The sequence below is a fragment of the Pseudomonas sp. GT1P32 genome (assembly GCF_054897805.1).
In genome coordinates this window covers 6,753,244-6,772,020 of record NZ_CM142704.1, presented here as the reverse complement: position 1 = coordinate 6,772,020, position 18,777 = coordinate 6,753,244, and the positions used below count along the sequence as shown (strand labels likewise).

Sequence of the window (18,777 nt, the reverse complement as noted above, 5' to 3'; positions counted from 1 at the left end):
TTATCAAAGTTTGGTCAAGGACAGGCCGGCCCAGGTGGCGAGCAGCCCGCCGAATACGCTGATGGCAGCATAGCCCAGGGCCAGTGGCACCTGCCCGCTTTCCAGCAGGCGCACCGTATCCAGTGAAAAGGATGAAAAAGTCGTCAGCCCCCCGAGGAAGCCGACAATCAGCCCGGCGCGCACTTCGAAAGGCACCTCCGGGCGAATCAAAAACAGACCGTATAGAACGCCGATCAGCAAACAGCCGACGATATTAACGGCCAGCGTCGCGGTATAGAAGTGCCGCGGCCAATTAGCGTTGACCCAATTGCCGGTGGCGAAGCGCAACAGCGTGCCAGCGATCCCGCCGACGGAAACCGCAACAATCAATGGAAGCACTATTTTCTCCGCTGCCGGGGGCTGAGACGGTCAAGTTGCGCGAGGTGGTTGAGCTTCTCGCCGATCTTCAGCTCCAGGCCTCGCGGCACTGGCTGATAGAACGGTTGCGGCTCAAGCTCTTCCGGGAAGTAGTCTTCGCCGGCGGCGTAGGCATCCGGTTCATCGTGGGCATAACGGTACTCGTCGCCGTAACCGAGTTGCTTCATCAACTTGGTCGGGGCATTGCGCAGGTGCAACGGCACTTCCAGCGAACCGTGTTCGGTGGCGCTGCGCATCGCGGCTTTGAAGCCCATGTACACCGCGTTGCTTTTCGGCGCACACGCCAGATAGGTGATGGCCTGGGCCACCGCCAACTCGCCTTCCGGGCTGCCGAGGCGTTCCTGCACTTCCCACGCGGCCAGGCACAGACTCAAGGCGCGCGGGTCGGCGTTGCCGATGTCTTCGCTGGCCATGCGCACCACGCGCCGGGCGAGGTACAGCGGATCGCAACCGCCATCGATCATCCGTGCGAACCAGTACAACGCGCCATCGGGATTGGAGCCGCGCACCGATTTATGCAGCGCGGAAATCTGGTCATAAAACGCTTCGCCGCCCTTGTCGAACCGCCGACGGGTATCGCCGAGCAGACTTTGCAGCAGATCGACGCCGATTTCGCTGTTGTCTTCGGCAAGGTCCGAGGCGTTTTCCAGCAGGTTGAGCAGGCGCCGGCCATCGCCATCGGCGGCGGACAGCAGCATCTGAAAGCCTCCATCACTGAGGGTCAGTTGCCGTTTGCCCAGGCCACGCTCTTCGGTCAGTGCACGATGCACCAGTTTGCGCAGCGCCGCTTCGTCGAGGCTTTTGAGCACGTAGACGCGCGCCCGGGAAAGCAACGCGTTATTGAGTTCGAACGAGGGGTTTTCCGTGGTCGCGCCGATGAAAATCAGCGTGCCGTCTTCGACGTATGGCAGGAAGGCGTCCTGCTGCGACTTGTTGAAGCGATGCACTTCGTCGACGAACAGGATGGTGCGTTTGCCGTACTGACCGGCCTGTTGCTTGGCGATTTCCACCGCCTGGCGGATTTCCTTCACGCCGGCCAATACAGCCGAGACCGTTTCGAAGTGCGCATCCGAGACTTCCGCCAGCAACCGCGCCAGGGTGGTTTTGCCCACGCCCGGCGGGCCCCAGAAAATCATCGAATGCAGCGCACCCTGCTCCAGCGCTTCGCGCAAAGGCTTGCCGCGAGCGAGCACGTGTTCCTGACCGACGTACTCGTCCAGATTGGCCGCACGCAAACGGGCGGCCAAGGGCTGAGCTATCGGGGCGCTGCGAAACAGGTCCATCACTGCTTATGAAACCTCACTTTGAACACCGAATCTCCTGTGGGAGCGGGCTTGCTCGCGAAAGCGGTGTGTCAGCTTCGTATACGTCATCTGATACACCGCTTTCGCGAGCAAGCCCGCTCCCACAGGGGTTTTGCGTTTATTCCTGGATGATGTCCGCGCCTTTAGGGATGTCGAACTTGAATTTCGACGCCGGGATCGGCTCGTTGGCCTTCACGCCGGTAAACAGGATGTTGGTGCGCTGACCGACGCTGTCGATCAGTTGCATGTCATTGACCAGGCCATTGCGGAACGACAGGCGCAGGCTGTCGAACAGGGTGTCCTTGGATTTCGGCTTCAGGGTGAAGTCGATCACGCCGCCGGCTTCCTTGGCACTGATGGCGAAGCTCTGGCTGATCTTGGACACGTCACCGGACAACAGCAACGCCGGCGTCTGGCTCAGACGCAGATCGAGGGTCTTGATGGTGGCCTGTTCCAGGTCCGGGTCCCACAGCGTGACCTTCTTGCCGTCAGAAACCACGACTTGCTCGGCCGGCGCATCGGTGTGCCAGTAGAACAGGCCCGGGCGCTGCAGAGACATTTCACCAGCCGTTTCCTGCAATTGGGTGCCGCTGCCATCGAGGGTCAGCTGCGAGAAACGGGCGGTCAGGGTCTGGGATTTTTCCAGCAGTTGGGTCAGGCGCGCCACGTCCTTGTCGTCGGCGTGGGCCGAGAGCGTGGTCAAAGCCAGAACCGGCAGCAACAGCATGCGGATAAGACGCATGGGAGTCCTCATAACATTCGTGGGGAGTACGATGGCGCGTCACTGCGCCATCGTTCAAAACTTCAAATCAAATCAGTCGCGCACCGGGCCAGGCGCCAGGACTTCACGCGAACCGTTGGTGTTCATGGACGTCACGACCCCGGCCATTTCCATGGCTTCGATCATGCGTGCGGCGCGGTTGTAGCCAATCTTCAGCTTGCGCTGAACCGCAGAGATGGACGCGCGACGGCTTTCCAGTACGAACTGCACCGCTTCGTCGTACAGCGCATCGGTTTCAGCGTCGTCATCACCGCCGCCACCGCCATTCTCAAAGCCGCTACCGGCCTCTTCAACACCGGCGAGGATGTCATCGTTGTATTCCGGCGCACCGCGCAGTTTCCAGGCTTCCACCACCCGGTGAACCTCGTCATCGGACACGAACGCGCCATGCACACGAATCGGCAGGCTGGTGCCCGGCGGCATGTAGAGCATGTCACCGTGGCCCAGCAGCTGCTCAGCGCCACCCTGGTCGATGATGGTCCTCGAGTCGATCTTGCTCGACACCTGGAACGCCATGCGCGTCGGGATGTTCGCCTTGATCAGACCGGTGATCACGTCAACCGACGGACGCTGGGTCGCGAGGATCAAATGGATACCGGCGGCACGGGCCTTCTGGGCGATACGGGCGATCAGCTCTTCAACCTTCTTGCCGACGATCATCATCATGTCGGCGAATTCGTCGACCACCACGACAATGGTCGGCAGCTTGGTCAGCAGCGGCGCTTCGTCGTGAATGCTTTCGCGCTTGTACAGTGGGTCGGTCAACGGCGTGCCGGCGTCCTGGGCTTCCTTGACCTTGGCGTTGAAGCCGGACAAGTTTCGCACGCCCATCTTCGCCATCAGTTTGTAGCGACGCTCCATCTCCGCCACGCTCCAGCGCAGGGCGTTGGCCGCGTCCTTCATGTCGGTCACTACCGGGCACAGCAGGTGCGGAATGCCCTCGTAGATCGACAACTCAAGCATTTTCGGGTCGATCATGATCAGTTTGGCGTCTTCCGGGCCGGACTTGAACAGGATCGACAGAATCATCGCGTTCACACCCACCGACTTACCGGAACCGGTAGTACCGGCCACCAGCAAGTGCGGCATTTTGGCGAGGTCGGTGATGACCGGCTTGCCGCCGATGTCATGACCGAGGGCCAGGGTGACCGGGGATTTGAAGTTGTCGTACTCAGGCGTCGACAGCACTTCGGAGAAGCGCACGATCTGCCGGTCTTCGTTGGGAATCTCGATACCGACGGTGGTCCTGCCCGGAATCACTTCCACCACCCGCACGCTGGTCACGGCCAGGGAACGCGCCAGGTCTTTTGCCAGGTTGGAGATACGGCTGACCTTGACCCCGGCGGCTGGCTGGATTTCGTAACGGGTAATTACCGGGCCCGGGTGGATCGAGTCCACCGAGACTTCGACGCCGAATTCCTTGAGCTTGATTTCCAGCAAGTGGCCGACGGCTGCCAGCGACTCCGGGGAATAATTGAGTTGTTTCTTTTCGGCAGGATCGAGAATCGAGATCGGCGGCAAGGTGCCTTCGACGGCGCTGTCGACGAACAGCGGCGCCTGTTTCTCTTTTTCCACGCGCTGGCTTGGCGCGGCGGGTTTCGGCGGCGCGGGGGCAATCACCGGCGGGACCTGCTTCTCGCGGTCCGACATGTGCTTGCTCAGGGCTTGCTCGCGCTCGATCAGGCGCTCCTTGACCTTGGCTTGCTCGCGCTTGTCGGTAACGGTCGGCGCGACCACCTCATGCACGCGATCATCGACTTCACGCAACTGCGCAACCAGCTGCTTGCGCTCGACACGGGCGGCCCACCAGCGGTTGGCCGCGCCCTGGAACAGTTCGAACAGGTCGAGGGTGATCTTGCCGGTAACGTCCATCACCTTGAACCACGAAAGGTCGGTGAACACCGTCAGGCCGAACAGGAACAACGCGATAAACAGCAAGGTGCTGCCCTGGATGTTCAGGGCGTTTTTGGCCAGATCGCCAAGGCTTTCGCCCAACGCGCCGCCCGCGCCGGCCGGCAGACCGGTCGGGGCATGGAAATGGATGTGGGCCAGGGCCGCGCCCGACAGCACCAGGAACACCAGGCCGATCAGGCGCCAGGAAAACAGCCAGCCGCTCCACTGCCATGGCTCGTGGCGTTGGCGGAAGATCTGGTAAGTCTTGACCGCCAGCAACAACGGGAAGATGTAGGCGAAGTAACCCAGCACCATGAACAGGATGTCGGCGCTGTAGGAGCCGACCGGTCCGCCAAAGTTCTGAACATCGTCGATCTTGCTGTTATGGCTCCAGCCCGGATCGTCCTTGCCGTAAGTCAACAAGGCCATCATCAGGAACAGGCACAGGCCGCCGATGGCGATCAATGCACCTTCCTTGAGCCGGTAGTGCAAATGCTGGCGCCAGAGCGGAACGACGGCTGGTTTAGGTGCTGCGGTGGATTTCTTCAAAACGCTTCTTTTCCTGCGCCTATGGCGCGTCCATCTGTTGAATGACTATAAAAAACTGCCCAATCCAGGCAGGTAAAAAAGTTAACCGGCGCAACTGGGACTACTTTTAACACTGCACTCCGGTTTTTATAAACACGGTGCGCACTGAATATTCAAGTGACCGGCACGCATTGTACGGGTTTGTTCGTACGATGCCATGCTGGCAGGCCATGGATCAGCATAGCTAACGGCGCACCGATTGCGATTCAATTTGAGCACGCATTCTCTTTCGTGACAAAGGCTTATGAGGTGTTTTATGAGCGAATCCAAGCATTGCCGCCTGATCATTCTGGGTTCCGGCCCTGCCGGTTACAGTGCAGCGGTTTATGCCGCCCGCGCCAACCTCAAACCTGTGGTCATTACCGGCATACAGGCAGGTGGCCAGCTCACCACCACCGTCGAAGTCGACAACTGGCCCGGTGACGTCGAAGGCCTGACCGGCCCGGTACTGATGGAACGCATGCAAAAACACGCCGAGCGCTTTGACACAGAGATCGTTTACGACCACATCCACACAGCCAAGTTGCAACAGCGCCCGTTCGAACTTATCGGCGACGGCGGCACTTATACGTGCGACGCACTGATTATCGCCACCGGCGCTTCGGCGCAGTATCTGGGCCTGCCCTCGGAAGAGGCCTTCGCCGGCAGAGGGGTTTCGGCCTGCGCAACGTGCGACGGCTTCTTCTACCGCAATCAGGTGGTCGCTGTAGTCGGTGGCGGTAATACCGCTGTCGAAGAAGCGCTGTATTTGTCCAACATCGCCAAGGAAGTCCACTTGATCCACCGACGCGACAAGTTGCGCTCGGAGAAAATCCTTCAGGACAAACTCTTCGAAAAAGCCGCCAACGGTAATATCCGTTTGCACTGGAACCAGAATCTCGATGAAGTGCTGGGCGACGCCAGCGGCGTGACCGGCGCCCGCCTGCGCGAAAGCCACAGCGGCGAAACCAGCGAGCTATCGGTGGCCGGCGTGTTCATCGCCATTGGCCACAAGCCCAATACCGGGCTATTCGAAGGCCAGCTGAAAATGCGTGACGGTTATCTGCTGATCAGAGGCGGCAGCGAAGGCGATGCCACCGCCACCGAGATCCCCGGCGTGTTCGCTGCCGGTGATGTGGCCGACCACGTTTATCGCCAGGCCGTCACTTCCGCCGGCGCCGGCTGCATGGCCGCACTCGACGCCGAGAAATACCTCGACGACATTCCGGCCGTTTGACGGCAAACTTCACGGTGGGCCCAACCGCCCACCACTGCCCTCCCCTTCTGTAAGCCCGGATGCCATGCTGACTTGGTTACAACGCAACACCCTGACCTTTCCGCCGCTGGATAAAGCCATGCGCGATCCCAACGGATTGCTGGCTGCGGGTGGCGATCTGTCCGCCGATCGTCTGATTCAGGCCTATCGCCATGGCTGCTTTCCGTGGTTTTCGGAAGGCCAGCCGATCCTCTGGTGGTCGCCGGATCCGCGTACCGTGCTGTTTCCCGACGAACTGCATGTCTCGCGCAGTCTCAACAAGCTGCTGCGTCAGCAACGCTATCAAGTGACCTTTGATCAGGATTTTGCCGCGGTCATTCGCGCATGCGCTGCACCGCGTGATTATGCCGACGGGACCTGGATCACCGAAGCGATGCAGAACGCCTACCTGGCGCTGCATCAGCGGGGCTATGCGCATTCGGTGGAGGTCTGGGATCAGGGTGAACTGGTCGGCGGGCTCTATGGCCTGGCGATGGGGCAGTTGTTTTTCGGCGAATCCATGTTCAGCCGCGCCGACAACGCCTCCAAGTTCGGCTTTGCCACTTTGGTCAAACACCTGAAAGAATCGGGTTTCGTGCTGATCGACTGCCAGATGCCCACCGACCATTTGCACAGCCTGGGCGCCCGCGCCATTCCTCGTCGCGAGTTTGCCCGCTATCTTGCGCAGCATCTGGACCAACCCAGCCGTGCCACCTGGGTTTGCTGAGCGACTTTCGCGCCGGTGGCTTACACTTAATTCAAAGCTTATACCGAGGGTTGATCATGACCGAGTTGGCGCGTTTGAAGTTTTATGCCACTCAGCCCCACTCTTGCAGTTATCTGCCCGAGGAGCAGGCCACAACGCTGTTCCTCGACCCTAGCCAGCCCATGGATGTGCATGTCTATGCAGACCTGTCTGAAATGGGTTTTCGTCGCAGCGGCGATCATCTTTATCGGCCACATTGCCAGAATTGCAATGCGTGCGTGCCTGCGCGCATTCCGGTAGCGCAATTTTCGCCGAATCGTCAGCAGAAACGCATTTTCAAGCGCAATGCCGACGTGCAGGTGCGCCCGACCAAGCCGAAGTTCAGCGAAGAATACTTCGACCTGTATCAGCGCTACATCGAACAGCGCCATGCCGATGGCGACATGTACCCGCCGAGTCGTGACCAGTTCTCGACCTTCCTGGTGCGTGACCTGCCATTTTCGCGTTTCTACGAATTTCGCCTGGAGGGCCAGCTGTTGGCAGTGGCGGTCACCGACTTGCTGCCGAATGGTCTGTCGGCGGTCTACACCTTCTACGAACCCTCTGAAGAACGCCGCAGCCTGGGGCGCTATGCGATTCTCTGGCAAATCGCCGAGGCCCAGCGCCTGGGGCTTGAAGCGGTCTACCTCGGATACTGGATCAAGAACTGCAAAAAAATGAGCTACAAGACCCAATATCGCCCGATCGAACTGTTGATTAATCAGCGCTGGGTCATCCTGAACTAGAACCCCTTGGCTTAAACCCCATTTTTCGGGCACAATGCACGCCGCTTTTGCCTGGCGCAGTTGCACCGGGCCATTCATTGGACACCGAGGGCTTTACTGCATGTCGAAAGAAGACAGCTTCGAAATGGAAGGCACTGTCGTCGACACCCTGCCCAACACCATGTTTCGCGTGGAGTTGGAAAATGGGCACGTCGTAACCGCGCATATCTCCGGCAAGATGCGCAAGAACTACATTCGTATTCTTACCGGTGACAAAGTGCGCGTCGAGCTGACGCCCTATGACTTGAGCAAAGGGCGCATCACTTACCGCGCTCGCTAATCAAGTCAATACAAGACGCCCGGCTTTTGCCGGGCGTTTTTGTTTGTCTGCTTTTTGTAGCTTGAGATTTGGGTGTATATCCATTTTTTCGGTAACAGCCACTTATGGTTTCGCTTTTACAGCGAGTCACTTGGAAGAGCCCCAAGTAACCAAGGGCTCTTGCCCCTTTCGTTCGGTGGCTCGCTAAGGCTCGCCATACCCTCGCTCCGGTCCTGCTCCGTGGGCCCGCCGCCATCGGCCATCCATGGCCGGGGGCGGCTAACCCGGCATCCATGCCGGGTTGCCCACTGCGCAGAACCTCCACTCGGCCTCTCGAGGGGGCGACTACCGCCACAGCCGCCGAGGCGGCCTGAAAGCCGACCTGGCTCTTCGGTCGTGCGCACACTTCCGCACTGTGGTGGCCCCCACTAATTTTGGATGTTTGCACATTCCCCTGTAGGAGCCGGCTTGCTGGCGATAGCGCCCTCCCAGCCGCCCCTTACTCACGAATGTCCGCAACCTCCTGTAGGAGCTGGCTTGCCGGCGATGGCGTCCTTTCAGGCAACAGATGTGTCGATTGACCCACCGCCATCGCCGGCAAGCCGGCTCCTACAGGGAATCGCGTTTGCTTTGGATTTTCACCACTCATCAGGCCGAGCGTTAGCTCGCCTTCAGCTTTTGATCTGAGCGCCCCCTCGAGAGGCCGAGCGCAGGTTCTGCGCAGTGGGCAACCCGGCATGGATGCCGGGTTAGCCGCCCCCGGCCATGGATGGCCGATGGCGGCGGGCCCACGGAGCAGGACCGGAGCGAGGGCATGCCGAGCCTAGGCGAGGCACCGAACGAAAGGGGCAAGAGCCCTTGGTTACTTGGGGCTCTTCCAAGTGACTCGCCGTAAGGGCGAAACCAATAGCCGCCATTACCGAAGAAACGGATATGTACCCAAACCAAGCAGACAACAAAAAAGGCGCCCGAAGGCGCCTTTCGCTTTACAACAGATCAACAACCGTCAGGCCATTTCAGCCGTGGTTTCAAACTCGAAGGTCAGCTCGCCGTCCTTCAGGTCGATATGCACCACACCACCATGGTCAGCCAGTTCGCCAAAGAGAATCTCTTCCGCCAGCGGACGCTTGATCTTGTCCTGGATCAAACGCGCCATCGGCCGAGCGCCCATTGCCGAGTCGTAGCCACCTGCCGCCAGCCAGCTGCGCGCCGCGTCGGTCACTTCCAGCTGCACGCGCTTGTCTTCCAGCTGCGCCTGAAGCTCGGTAAGGAACTTGTCCACCACGCTTTTGATGACCTCATGACTGAGGCGACCAAACTGGATAATGGTGTCCAGACGGTTGCGGAACTCCGGCGTGAAGCTCTTCTTGATCACTTCCATCGCATCGGACGAGTGGTCCTGATGGGTGAAACCGATCGAAGCACGCGCTGCGGTTTCGGCACCGGCGTTGGTCGTCATGATGACGATCACGTTACGGAAGTCCGCCTTGCGCCCGTTGTTATCAGTCAGCGTACCGTGGTCCATGACCTGCAACAGCAGGTTGAAGACTTCCGGATGCGCCTTCTCGATCTCATCGAGCAACAGCACGCAATGAGGCTGCTTGGTGATGGCTTCGGTCAACAGACCGCCCTGATCAAACCCGACGTAGCCAGGAGGCGCACCGATCAGACGCGATACGGTGTGGCGCTCCATGTACTCGGACATGTCGAAACGAACCAGCTCGATACCCAACGCCTTGGCCAACTGACGCGCCGCTTCGGTTTTACCGACACCGGTCGGACCTGCGAACAGGAACGAACCGACAGGCTTGTCAGGCGACTTGAGGCCGGCACGGGACAGTTTGATCGCGGTCGACAGCGAGTCGATTGCGGCATCCTGGCCAAACACCGTGAGCTTCAGATCACGCTCAAGGTTACGCAGCAGCTCTTTGTCGGAGCTGGTGACGTGCTTAGGCGGAATCCGTGCGATTTTCGCGACGATGTCCTCGACCTGAGGCACTTCGATGCGTTTCACGCGCTTCTCGATCGGTTGCAGACGCTGGTAGGCGCCCGCCTCGTCGATCACGTCGATGGCCTTGTCCGGCATGTGCCGGTCATTGATGTAACGCGAGGCCAGTTCGGCAGCGGCGCGCAGGGCTTCATCACTGTATTCGATATTGTGATGGAGCTCGAAACGCCCTTTCAGGCCGCGCAGGATACCGATGGTGTCTTCCACCGACGGTTCCGATACATCGACTTTCTGGAAGCGTCGTGCCAGGGCACGGTCCTTCTCGAAGATGCCGCGAAATTCCTGGAAGGTGGTCGAACCGATGCAACGGATGTCACCGGACGACAGCAGCGGCTTGAGCAGGTTCGAGGCATCCATGACGCCACCGGACGCAGCACCCGCACCGATGATGGTGTGGATTTCGTCGATGAACAGGATCGCCTGCGGACGTTTTTTCAGCTCATTGAGCAACGCCTTGAAGCGTTTCTCGAAATCGCCGCGGTATTTGGTCCCGGCCAGCAAGGCGCCCAGATCGAGGGAATACACCACGCTGTTGGCCAGCAGGTCCGGCACCTGGTTGTCGACAATACGCTTGGCCAGGCCTTCGGCAATCGCGGTTTTACCCACGCCCGCCTCGCCCACCAGCAGCGGATTGTTTTTGCGTCGACGCGCGAGGATCTGCGCGACACGCTCGACTTCGAGCTCACGGCCTACCAACGGATCGATACGACCCTGGCGCGCGAGTTCGTTGAGGTTACTGGCATAAGCATCCAGAGGATTGCCTGAAGAAGAAGACTCACCGCCCTCGTCGTCCTGCATATCTTGCTCACCTTCAGAGTGATCGCCATGCCCCGGCACTTTGGAAATGCCGTGTGCGATGTAATTGACGACATCAATGCGTGCAACGCTCTGCTGTTTCAGCAGGAACACAGCCTGACTTTCTTGCTCACTGAAGATCGCAACCAGCACGTTGGCGCCGGTCACTTCGCGTTTGCCCGAGCTCTGTACGTGGAAAACAGCACGCTGCAGAACACGCTGGAAGCCCAGGGTAGGTTGGGTCTCGCGATCCTCATCATGAATAGGGATCAACGGCGTGGTGGAGTCGATGAACTCCTGCAGATCATGCTTGAGTTTGTCGAGGTTGGCGCCGCAGGCACGCAAAACGGTGGCGGCAGCCTCATTGTCCAATAAGGCCAGCAGAAGATGTTCGACGGTCATGAACTCATGACGCTTCGAACGGGCCTCCTTGAAGGCAAGATTGAGGGTGACTTCGAGCTCGCGGTTTAACATAGCTTCACCTCATACCCAAGTGGTCGGCGATTAACCGTCCTTCTCGATTTCACAGAGTAGCGGATGCTGGCTTTCCCTGGCGTACTGGTTGACCTGCATGGCCTTGGTCTCGGCAATGTCGCGGGTAAACACTCCACATACTGCCCGTCCTTCTGTGTGGACGGCCAGCATGACCTTGGTCGCCAGCTCGCGATTCAGGTTAAAAAACACCTCGAGCACTTCGACGACGAAATCCATCGGTGTGTAGTCATCATTGAACAAAACCACCTTGTACATCGGCGGCGCCTGTAAAGCAGGCTTGGCCTCCTGAACAGCAATACCTGCGGAATCGTCGTCGTGTAAATCAGGGCGATCCTGATTGAATGTTAGTCGAATCTGGCTGATTGCATGCATGGAAAGAAAGGTTCGTCAGTTGTGCGAATACAGTAGTGGGGACGGTTATGAACGATTTCAATACCGACTGCCGGGTCACCTTGACTATCGGCAAAACGGTGTTACAACCAATAGAGCCCACAGTGGGTAAAAAAGGTCCGCGGAGTCAATCTTATTTACAGGATTCGACTGCGGATGTACTGGATGATACTCCAGTGATGGAGTCTGTTGCAGAGGGATATGAGCATGGCTGTCGGTAAGGTGAAATGGTTCAACAATGCCAAGGGATTCGGTTTCATCAACACCGACGCCCGCGAAGGGCAGGACGAGGACGGCAAAGAGATCGATTTCTTTGCCCATTATTCCGCCATTGAAATGGACGGGTATAAAACTCTCAAGGCCGGGCAACTCGTGAAATTCGAGATCGTCCAGGGCCCTAAAGGCCTGCACGCGGTGAAGATTAAGGCTGCGACTGTCGCAAACGAACAGCCCGTACCCGCCACTCAAGAAGAAACAGTGTCGAACTGACGCAAGCCGTCATCCAGTCATAAAAAAACCGCCCGAAGGCGGTTTTTTTGTTCCGATTCGCTTACATGTGCGAAATCAGTGCATCGCCAAACCCGGAAGACGACACCAGCTTCGCGCCGTCCATCAGACGTTCGAAGTCATAGGTCACGGTCTTCGCGGAAATCGCGCCGTTAGTGCCCTTGATGATCAGGTCGGCCGCTTCGGTCCAGCCCAGGTGACGCAACATCATCTCGGCGGACAGGATCAGCGAACCCGGGTTGACCTGGTCTTTGCCGGCATACTTCGGCGCAGTACCGTGGGTCGCTTCGAACATGGCGATGGTGTCGGACAGGTTGGCACCCGGTGCGATACCGATACCGCCCACTTCCGCCGCCAGGGCGTCGGAGAGGTAGTCGCCGTTCAGGTTCAGGGTCGCGATCACATCGTATTCGGCCGGGCGCAGCAGGATCTGCTGGAGCATGGCGTCGGCGATGGCATCCTTGACGATGACGTTCTTGCCGGTTTTCGGGTTTTTGAACTGCATCCACGGACCGCCATCGAGCAGGGTCGCGCCGAACTCTTCAGCCGCCACTTCGTAGGCCCATTCCTTGAAGGCACCTTCGGTGAACTTCATGATGTTGCCTTTGTGCACGATGGTCAGCGAATCGCGGTCGTTATCGACCACATATTGCAGAGCCTTGCGCGCCAGACGCTTGGTGCCTTGCAGGGACACCGGCTTGACGCCGATGCCGCAGTTTTCGTCGAAACGGATCTTGGTGACGCCCATTTCTTCTTTGAGGAACTTGATGACCTTGGTCGCTTCCGGCGAACCGGCCTTCCACTCGATACCGGCATAAATGTCTTCCGAGTTTTCACGGAAGATGGTCATGTCGACGTCGCCTGGCTTCTTGACCGGGCTAGGCACGCCTTCGAACCAGCGCACCGGGCGCAGGCAAACGTACAGGTCGAGTTGCTGACGCAGGGCCACGTTCAGGGAACGAATACCGCCGCCGACCGGCGTGGTCAGAGGGCCCTTGATGGAAACCACGTAATCCTTGACTGCGTCCAGGGTTTCCTGAGGCAGCCAGGTGTCCTGATCGTAAACCTGAGTCGCTTTCTCCCCGGCGTAGACTTCCATCCAGGAAATTTTGCGCTCGCCGCCGTAAGCCTTCTTAACAGCAGCATCGACAACCTTGATCATGACCGGGCTGATATCAACGCCAATACCATCGCCTTCGATGAAGGGGATGATCGGGTTGTTAGGAACATTGAGAGAATGGTCCGCGTTGACGGTGATTTTGTCGCCGACGGCTGGAACCTGAATCTTCTTGTATCCCATGCTGAACTCCATTGTTTGGATTGAACATCTGGCTTCGTCCGAGCGTACCCCAGTTAAATCGGCGCGCAAACCCTATGTTCTGCCCATCGACTGCAAAGCTGCGCAGTTCGTGTTCTACAAGCCTGAAAGCAAAGGGAAAAGCGCCAAACTCAAGCACGGCCAACGACTCTACGCCCTGCACTCCCCTGCGACCTTTAGACCAATGGACGACAATCGTTACGTATGAACCATCGGCAGATTGCCAGCTACCTATGTATAATGCCGCCCGCTGACCACAGAGTCACGACGGCCGACCTCTCTAGCACGAGACTTTGGACCCGAAAAAGCAGGACTGTTACCGCAGTCCACCCGCTTGACGCTCGACTGATGCACCCAACATCACCGCGCACAAATCTCGACATTCGGCTCATGGATGACTTTGAACGAACGCGCTTACCCGGCGCCCCTCGAGTTTCTGCGCACGCTTTAGCAAAGAAGAGAGAGTTAATCCGAATATGCCCACCCGCTCGAAGATCATCTATACCTTCACCGACGAAGCCCCAGCCCTCGCCACCTATTCACTGTTGCCTATCGTAGAAGCGTTCACCGCTTCGGCTGATATCGCCGTTGAAACCCGCGATATCTCTCTTGCAGGGCGCATCCTGGCCAGCTTCCCCGAGCAATTGGGTGACAAAGCCGTAGCCGACCACCTCGCCGAACTGGGCGACCTGGCCGTTACACCAGAAGCCAATATCATCAAGTTGCCGAACATCAGCGCTTCGGTTCCGCAACTGCAGGCCGCGATCAAAGAGCTGCAAGCCCAGGGCTTCGCACTGCCGGACTACCCGGAAACCGTGACCAGCGACGCCGACAAAGAAGCCAAGTCGCGTTACGACAAGATCAAGGGCAGCGCCGTGAACCCGGTTCTGCGCGAAGGCAACTCCGATCGTCGCGCACCACTGTCGGTCAAGAACTACGCTCGCAAGCACCCGCACAAAATGGGCGCCTGGGCTGCGGACTCCAAGTCCCACGTCGCGCACATGAGCACCGGCGATTTCTACGGCAGCGAAAAAGCCGCCCTGATCGACGCCGCTGACGCCGTCAAAATCGAACTGATCGCTCAAGACGGCACCACCACCGTCCTGAAAGAAAAGACCACCGTGCAAGCCGGTGAGATCCTCGATTGCGCGGTCATGAGCAAAAACGCTCTGCGCCGCTTCATCGCTGCCGAGATCGAAGACGCCAAAGCCAAGGGCGTGCTGCTGTCGGTTCACCTGAAAGCCACCATGATGAAGGTCTCCGACCCGATCATGTTCGGCCAGATCGTTGCCGAGTTCTATAAAGACGCACTGGCCAAGCACGCTGACGTGCTGGCACAGATCGGCTTCAATCTGAACAACGGCATCGGCGACCTGTACGCTCGCATCAAGGCTTTGCCTGCCGAGCAACAAGCGCAGATCGAAGCGGACATCCAGGCGGTCTACGCCGTTCGTCCTTCGCTGGCCATGGTCAACTCCGACAAAGGCATCACCAACCTGCACGTGCCGAGCGACGTCATCGTCGACGCCTCGATGCCGGCGATGATCCGTGACTCCGGCAAAATGTGGGGCACTGACGGTCAGTTGCACGACACCAAGGCTGTGATCCCGGATCGCTGCTACGCGACCATCTACCAGGCCGTTATCGAAGACTGCAAGCTGCACGGCGCTTTCGATCCGACCACCATGGGCAGCGTGCCAAACGTTGGCCTGATGGCGAAAAAAGCCGAAGAGTACGGTTCGCACGACAAGACTTTCCAGATCAAGACCAACGGTGTTGTCCGCGTGACGGACAGCAAAGGCGCCTTGCTGCTGGAGCAGTCGGTTGAAGCCGGCGACATCTTCCGCATGTGCCAGACCAAAGACGCGCCGATCCAGGACTGGGTCAAACTGGCCGTCAACCGTGCTCGCGCAAGCAGCACCCCAGCGATTTTCTGGCTGGACCCAATGCGCGCTCACGACGGCGTAGTGATCGAGAAAGTTCAGGCTTACCTGAAGGATCACGACACCTCCGGCCTGGACATCCGCATCATGTCGCCAGTCGACGCGATGGCCTTCACCCTGGGCCGCACCCGCGAAGGCAAGGACACCATCTCGGTGACCGGCAACGTACTGCGCGACTACCTGACCGACCTGTTCCCGATCATGGAGCTGGGCACCAGCGCCAAGATGCTGTCGATCGTTCCGCTGATGAACGGCGGCGGTCTGTTCGAAACCGGCGCTGGCGGTTCGGCACCGAAGCACGTTCAGCAACTGTTGGAAGAGAACTTCCTGCGCTGGGACTCCCTGGGCGAGTTCCTCGCTCTGGCCGCTTCCCTTGAGCACCTGGGCGTTACTTACAACAACCCTAAGGCGCTGGTTCTGGCCAAGACCCTGGACCAGGCCACCGGCCAGTTCCTGGACAACAACAAGTCGCCATCGCGCAAAGTCGGCAACATCGACAACCGCGGCAGCCACTTCTACCTGGCGCTGTACTGGGCTCAGGCCCTGGCCGCCCAGACTGAAGATGCTGCACTGCAAGCGCAGTTCGGCGAGCTGGCAAAAACCCTGACCGAGAACGAGGCGACCATCGTTGCCGAGCTCAACGCCGTTCAGGGCAAGCCAGTGGACATCGGCGGTTACTACCACGCCAATGCCGAGCTGATCAGCAAGGCCATGCGCCCAAGCAACACTTTCAACGCCGCGATCGCTGCGCTGGTTTAAGGTTGTAAGGATGCAAAGAAGCCCCGGCCCTGTGCCGGGGTTTCTGTTTCTACAGGCTGACCACAATCCTGTAGGAGCCGGCTTGCCGGCGATTGCAATTTATCATTCAACATTTTTATTGATTGACACACCGCGATCGCCGACAAGCCGGCTCCTACAGGTTTCGCATTTCAACATTTGAGGACTATCTATGGACTGGAAACCCCACATCACCGTCGCCACCATCGTCGAAGACAATGGCCGCTTCCTGATGGTCGAAGAAACCAAGCACGGACGGACGGTACTCAACCAGCCCGCCGGCCACCTCGACCCGAACGAAACCCTGACCGAAGCCGCCGTACGCGAAACCCTCGAAGAAACCGGCTGGGACGTCGAGGCCACCGGCGTGGTGGGCATTTACCTCTACACCGCGCCCAGCAACGGCGTGACGTATCAGCGAGTCTGCTTCATCGCCAAACCGCTCAAGCACCACCCCGACTATCAACTGGATGACGGCATCGTCGGCGCAAAATGGCTGACGCGTGACGAACTGCTGGCACAACGCGCAAACTGGCGCAGTGAGCTGATCATCCGTTGTATCGATGATTATCTGGACGGCAAACACTTCGGTCTCGAACTGATCCGCCCTTCTCTTTAGCCTTGTGGGCTGCGGCCTGCTAGAATCGCGTCCTTTTTCAAGACACTCATTGAATCCCTATGCGTGATCCAGCCCCTTCTGACACACAAAAGAAGCGCGTCATTGTCGGTATGTCCGGCGGCGTGGACTCTTCCGTTTCCGCCCTCCTGCTGATCGAGCAGGGTTATGAGGTGGAAGGCCTGTTCATGAAGAACTGGGAAGAAGACGATGGAACGGAATACTGCACCGCCATGGACGACCTGGCGGACGCCCAGGCCGTGTGCGACAAAATTGGCATCAAGCTGCACACCGCCAACTTCGCCGCCGAGTACTGGGACAACGTGTTCGAGCACTTCCTGGCCGAATACAAGGCCGGTCGCACGCCGAACCCGGACATCCTGTGCAACCGCGAAATCAAGTTCAAGGCGTTCCTCGACTACGCCATGGTGCTCGGCGCCGACCTGATCGCCACCGGCCACTACGTGCGCCGCCGCGACATCGACGGCCGCACCGAACTGCTCAAGGGCCTGGACCCGAACAAGGACCAGAGCTACTTCCTGCACGCCGTCGGCGGCGAACAGATCGCCAAGACGCTGTTCCCGGTCGGCGAGCTGGAAAAACCGCAAGTGCGGGCGATTGCCGAAAAATACGAACTCGCCACCGCGAAGAAAAAGGATTCCACCGGGATCTGCTTTATCGGCGAACGCCGCTTCAGCGACTTCCTCAAGCAGTACCTGCCGGCGCAGCCAGGCGAAATCAAAACCACCGAAGGTGAAGTCATCGGCCGCCACCACGGCTTGATGTACCACACCATCGGCCAGCGTCAGGGCCTGGGCATCGGCGGCTTGAAAGACGCCAGCGACGAGCCGTGGTACGTGCTGATCAAAGACCTGGAACACAACGAGCTGATCGTTGGCCAGGGCAATGAGCACCCTTACCTGTTCTCCCGCGCCCTGCTCGCCTCCGATATCTATTGGGTCAACCCGATCGACCTGAGCGAGCCGCGCAAGCTGACCGCCAAAGTGCGATATCGCCAGAGCGACCAGTCGTGCACGCTGGAGAAAACCGCCACCGGCTACCGCGCAACCTTCGATGACCCGCAACGCGCGGTCACCCCGGGTCAGTCCGTGGTGTTCTACGACGGCGAAATCTGCCTCGGCGGCGGCGTGATTGAAGTGGCGGAACCGTGGACCAGCAAAGGCACCCTTCAAGGCGAGCAGCAATGAGCCCCACTCAGGAGCAACTGACGGCGCTGGGCGGTGTGTTTCTCGCCGCCGTCCTTGTCGACAAGATCGCCAAGACCGGCCAGACCAGCGAAGCCGGCCTGACGTGCATGCTTGGCAGCCTGCTGATTCGCGACCCCAAGGACACGCTGGAAGTCTACGGCGGCGACGACATCAATCTGCGCGAAGGTTATCGCGCGCTGATCGGCGCCCTTGAACGCGACCCGAGCACCCTGCAACGCGAACCGCTGCGCTACGCCCTGGCAATGCTCGGGCTGGAGCGTCAACTGGCCAAGCGCGGCGACATGCTCGACGTGATCGGCAAGCGCCTGCCGCAGATTCAGTCCCAGGTCGAACACTTCGGCCCGGCGCACGAAAATGTGATCGCCGCTTGCGGCGCGCTGTACCAGGACACCCTGAGCACCTTGCGCCAACGGATTCAGGTCCACGGCGACATGCGCAACCTGCAGCAGCCGAGCAACGCTTCGAAGATCCGCGCACTGTTGCTGGCCGGGATTCGTTCGGCGCGCCTGTGGCGGCAGTTGGGCGGTCATCGCTGGCAGTTGGTCGTCAGCCGCCGCAAATTGCTGAAAGAGCTTTACCCGCTGATGCGCAGCAGCTGAACCGCGCCCGCAACACCGTTTTGTAATCAGTAACGCGTAATACGCTGGTCAGTTGGCAACGGACCGGCGGATTTTTTCATGTATGATACGCGCC

General features: G+C 59.1%; 17 protein-coding genes. 10 read left to right on the top strand and 7 right to left on the bottom strand.

The window, feature by feature from the left end; all coding sequences use genetic code 11:
• Positions 1–3: 3 nt before the first annotated feature.
• The 4 genes from crcB to ACYZUC_RS30920 all read right to left on the bottom strand — a co-directional run bounded on the left by crcB (position 4) and on the right by ACYZUC_RS30920 (position 4,944).
• On the bottom strand, positions 4–378 hold the full coding sequence (crcB, locus tag ACYZUC_RS30935; RefSeq protein WP_192227337.1) for a fluoride efflux transporter CrcB: 375 nt from the start codon (positions 376–378) through the stop codon (positions 4–6).
• Positions 378–1,700, bottom strand: coding sequence for a replication-associated recombination protein A (locus ACYZUC_RS30930; protein WP_461992492.1), 1,323 nt, complete (start codon positions 1,698–1,700; stop codon positions 378–380). Before ACYZUC_RS30930 ends, crcB begins: the two co-directional genes overlap by 1 nt.
• A 139-nt stretch (positions 1,701–1,839) precedes the next feature.
• Positions 1,840–2,463, bottom strand: coding sequence for an outer membrane lipoprotein periplasmic chaperone LolA (gene lolA, locus ACYZUC_RS30925; protein WP_008043813.1), 624 nt, complete (start codon positions 2,461–2,463; stop codon positions 1,840–1,842).
• A gap of 72 nt (positions 2,464–2,535) precedes the next feature.
• Positions 2,536–4,944, bottom strand: coding sequence for a DNA translocase FtsK (locus ACYZUC_RS30920; protein ID WP_461992490.1), 2,409 nt, complete (start codon positions 4,942–4,944; stop codon positions 2,536–2,538).
• Between the two features lie 295 nt (positions 4,945–5,239).
• On the opposite strand from ACYZUC_RS30920, the gene trxB reads away from it, so the two are divergent.
• The 4 genes from trxB to infA all read left to right on the top strand — a co-directional run bounded on the left by trxB (position 5,240) and on the right by infA (position 8,027).
• Positions 5,240–6,199, top strand: coding sequence for a thioredoxin-disulfide reductase (trxB, locus tag ACYZUC_RS30915; RefSeq protein ID WP_008029514.1), 960 nt, complete (start codon positions 5,240–5,242; stop codon positions 6,197–6,199).
• 64 nt (positions 6,200–6,263) lie between these two features.
• Positions 6,264–6,944, top strand: coding sequence for a leucyl/phenylalanyl-tRNA--protein transferase (gene aat, locus ACYZUC_RS30910; RefSeq protein WP_461992487.1), 681 nt, complete (start codon positions 6,264–6,266; stop codon positions 6,942–6,944).
• 56 nt (positions 6,945–7,000) lie between these two features.
• The gene (locus ACYZUC_RS30905) at positions 7,001–7,708 is read left to right on the top strand and encodes an arginyltransferase (RefSeq protein ID WP_008029519.1); all 708 of its coding nucleotides are present in this window, start codon (positions 7,001–7,003) and stop codon (positions 7,706–7,708) included.
• Positions 7,709–7,808: 100 nt separating this feature from the next.
• Entirely contained in the window at positions 7,809–8,027 is a 219-nt protein-coding gene (infA, locus tag ACYZUC_RS30900) for a translation initiation factor IF-1 (RefSeq protein WP_002553999.1), read from the top strand.
• Between the two features lie 985 nt (positions 8,028–9,012).
• Here the strand turns inward: infA and clpA are convergent.
• On the bottom strand, positions 9,013–11,283 hold the full coding sequence (clpA, locus tag ACYZUC_RS30895) for an ATP-dependent Clp protease ATP-binding subunit ClpA (RefSeq protein ID WP_008033994.1): 2,271 nt from the start codon (positions 11,281–11,283) through the stop codon (positions 9,013–9,015).
• A 30-nt stretch (positions 11,284–11,313) separates the two neighbouring features.
• Positions 11,314–11,676 carry an ATP-dependent Clp protease adapter ClpS gene (gene clpS / locus ACYZUC_RS30890; RefSeq protein ID WP_015094394.1) on the bottom strand — a complete coding sequence of 121 codons (363 nt, stop codon included), beginning with the start codon at positions 11,674–11,676 and terminating at the stop codon, positions 11,314–11,316.
• Between the two features lie 225 nt (positions 11,677–11,901).
• On the opposite strand from clpS, the gene ACYZUC_RS30885 reads away from it, so the two are divergent.
• Positions 11,902–12,183 carry a cold shock domain-containing protein gene (locus ACYZUC_RS30885; protein WP_461992484.1) on the top strand — a complete coding sequence of 94 codons (282 nt, stop codon included), beginning with the start codon at positions 11,902–11,904 and terminating at the stop codon, positions 12,181–12,183.
• Between the two features lie 61 nt (positions 12,184–12,244).
• Here the strand turns inward: ACYZUC_RS30885 and icd are convergent, their stop codons facing one another.
• Positions 12,245–13,501: an NADP-dependent isocitrate dehydrogenase gene (gene icd / locus ACYZUC_RS30880; RefSeq protein ID WP_008033986.1), complete on the bottom strand. Its 1,257-nt coding sequence runs from the start codon at positions 13,499–13,501 to the stop codon at positions 12,245–12,247.
• On the opposite strand from icd, the gene ACYZUC_RS30875 reads away from it, so the two are divergent.
• From ACYZUC_RS30875 to hflD, 5 genes are all read left to right on the top strand, one after another.
• Entirely contained in the window at positions 13,500–13,727 is a 228-nt protein-coding gene (locus ACYZUC_RS30875) for a hypothetical protein (protein ID WP_032829130.1), read from the top strand. The genes icd and ACYZUC_RS30875 overlap by 2 nt on opposite strands.
• 268 nt (positions 13,728–13,995) lie before the next feature.
• Positions 13,996–16,221 carry an NADP-dependent isocitrate dehydrogenase gene (locus ACYZUC_RS30870; RefSeq protein WP_461992481.1) on the top strand — a complete coding sequence of 742 codons (2,226 nt, stop codon included), beginning with the start codon at positions 13,996–13,998 and terminating at the stop codon, positions 16,219–16,221.
• Between the two features lie 190 nt (positions 16,222–16,411).
• Complete coding sequence (locus tag ACYZUC_RS30865; RefSeq protein WP_008041234.1) at positions 16,412–16,858, top strand: NUDIX hydrolase; 447 nt, start codon at positions 16,412–16,414, stop codon at positions 16,856–16,858.
• Positions 16,859–16,917: 59 nt separating this feature from the next.
• Positions 16,918–18,063, top strand: coding sequence for a tRNA 2-thiouridine(34) synthase MnmA (gene mnmA / locus ACYZUC_RS30860; RefSeq protein ID WP_461992479.1), 1,146 nt, complete (start codon positions 16,918–16,920; stop codon positions 18,061–18,063).
• Positions 18,060–18,683, top strand: coding sequence for a high frequency lysogenization protein HflD (gene hflD / locus ACYZUC_RS30855; RefSeq protein ID WP_150631138.1), 624 nt, complete (start codon positions 18,060–18,062; stop codon positions 18,681–18,683). The genes mnmA and hflD overlap by 4 nt, the downstream gene beginning before the upstream one ends.
• Positions 18,684–18,777 lie beyond the last annotated feature (94 nt).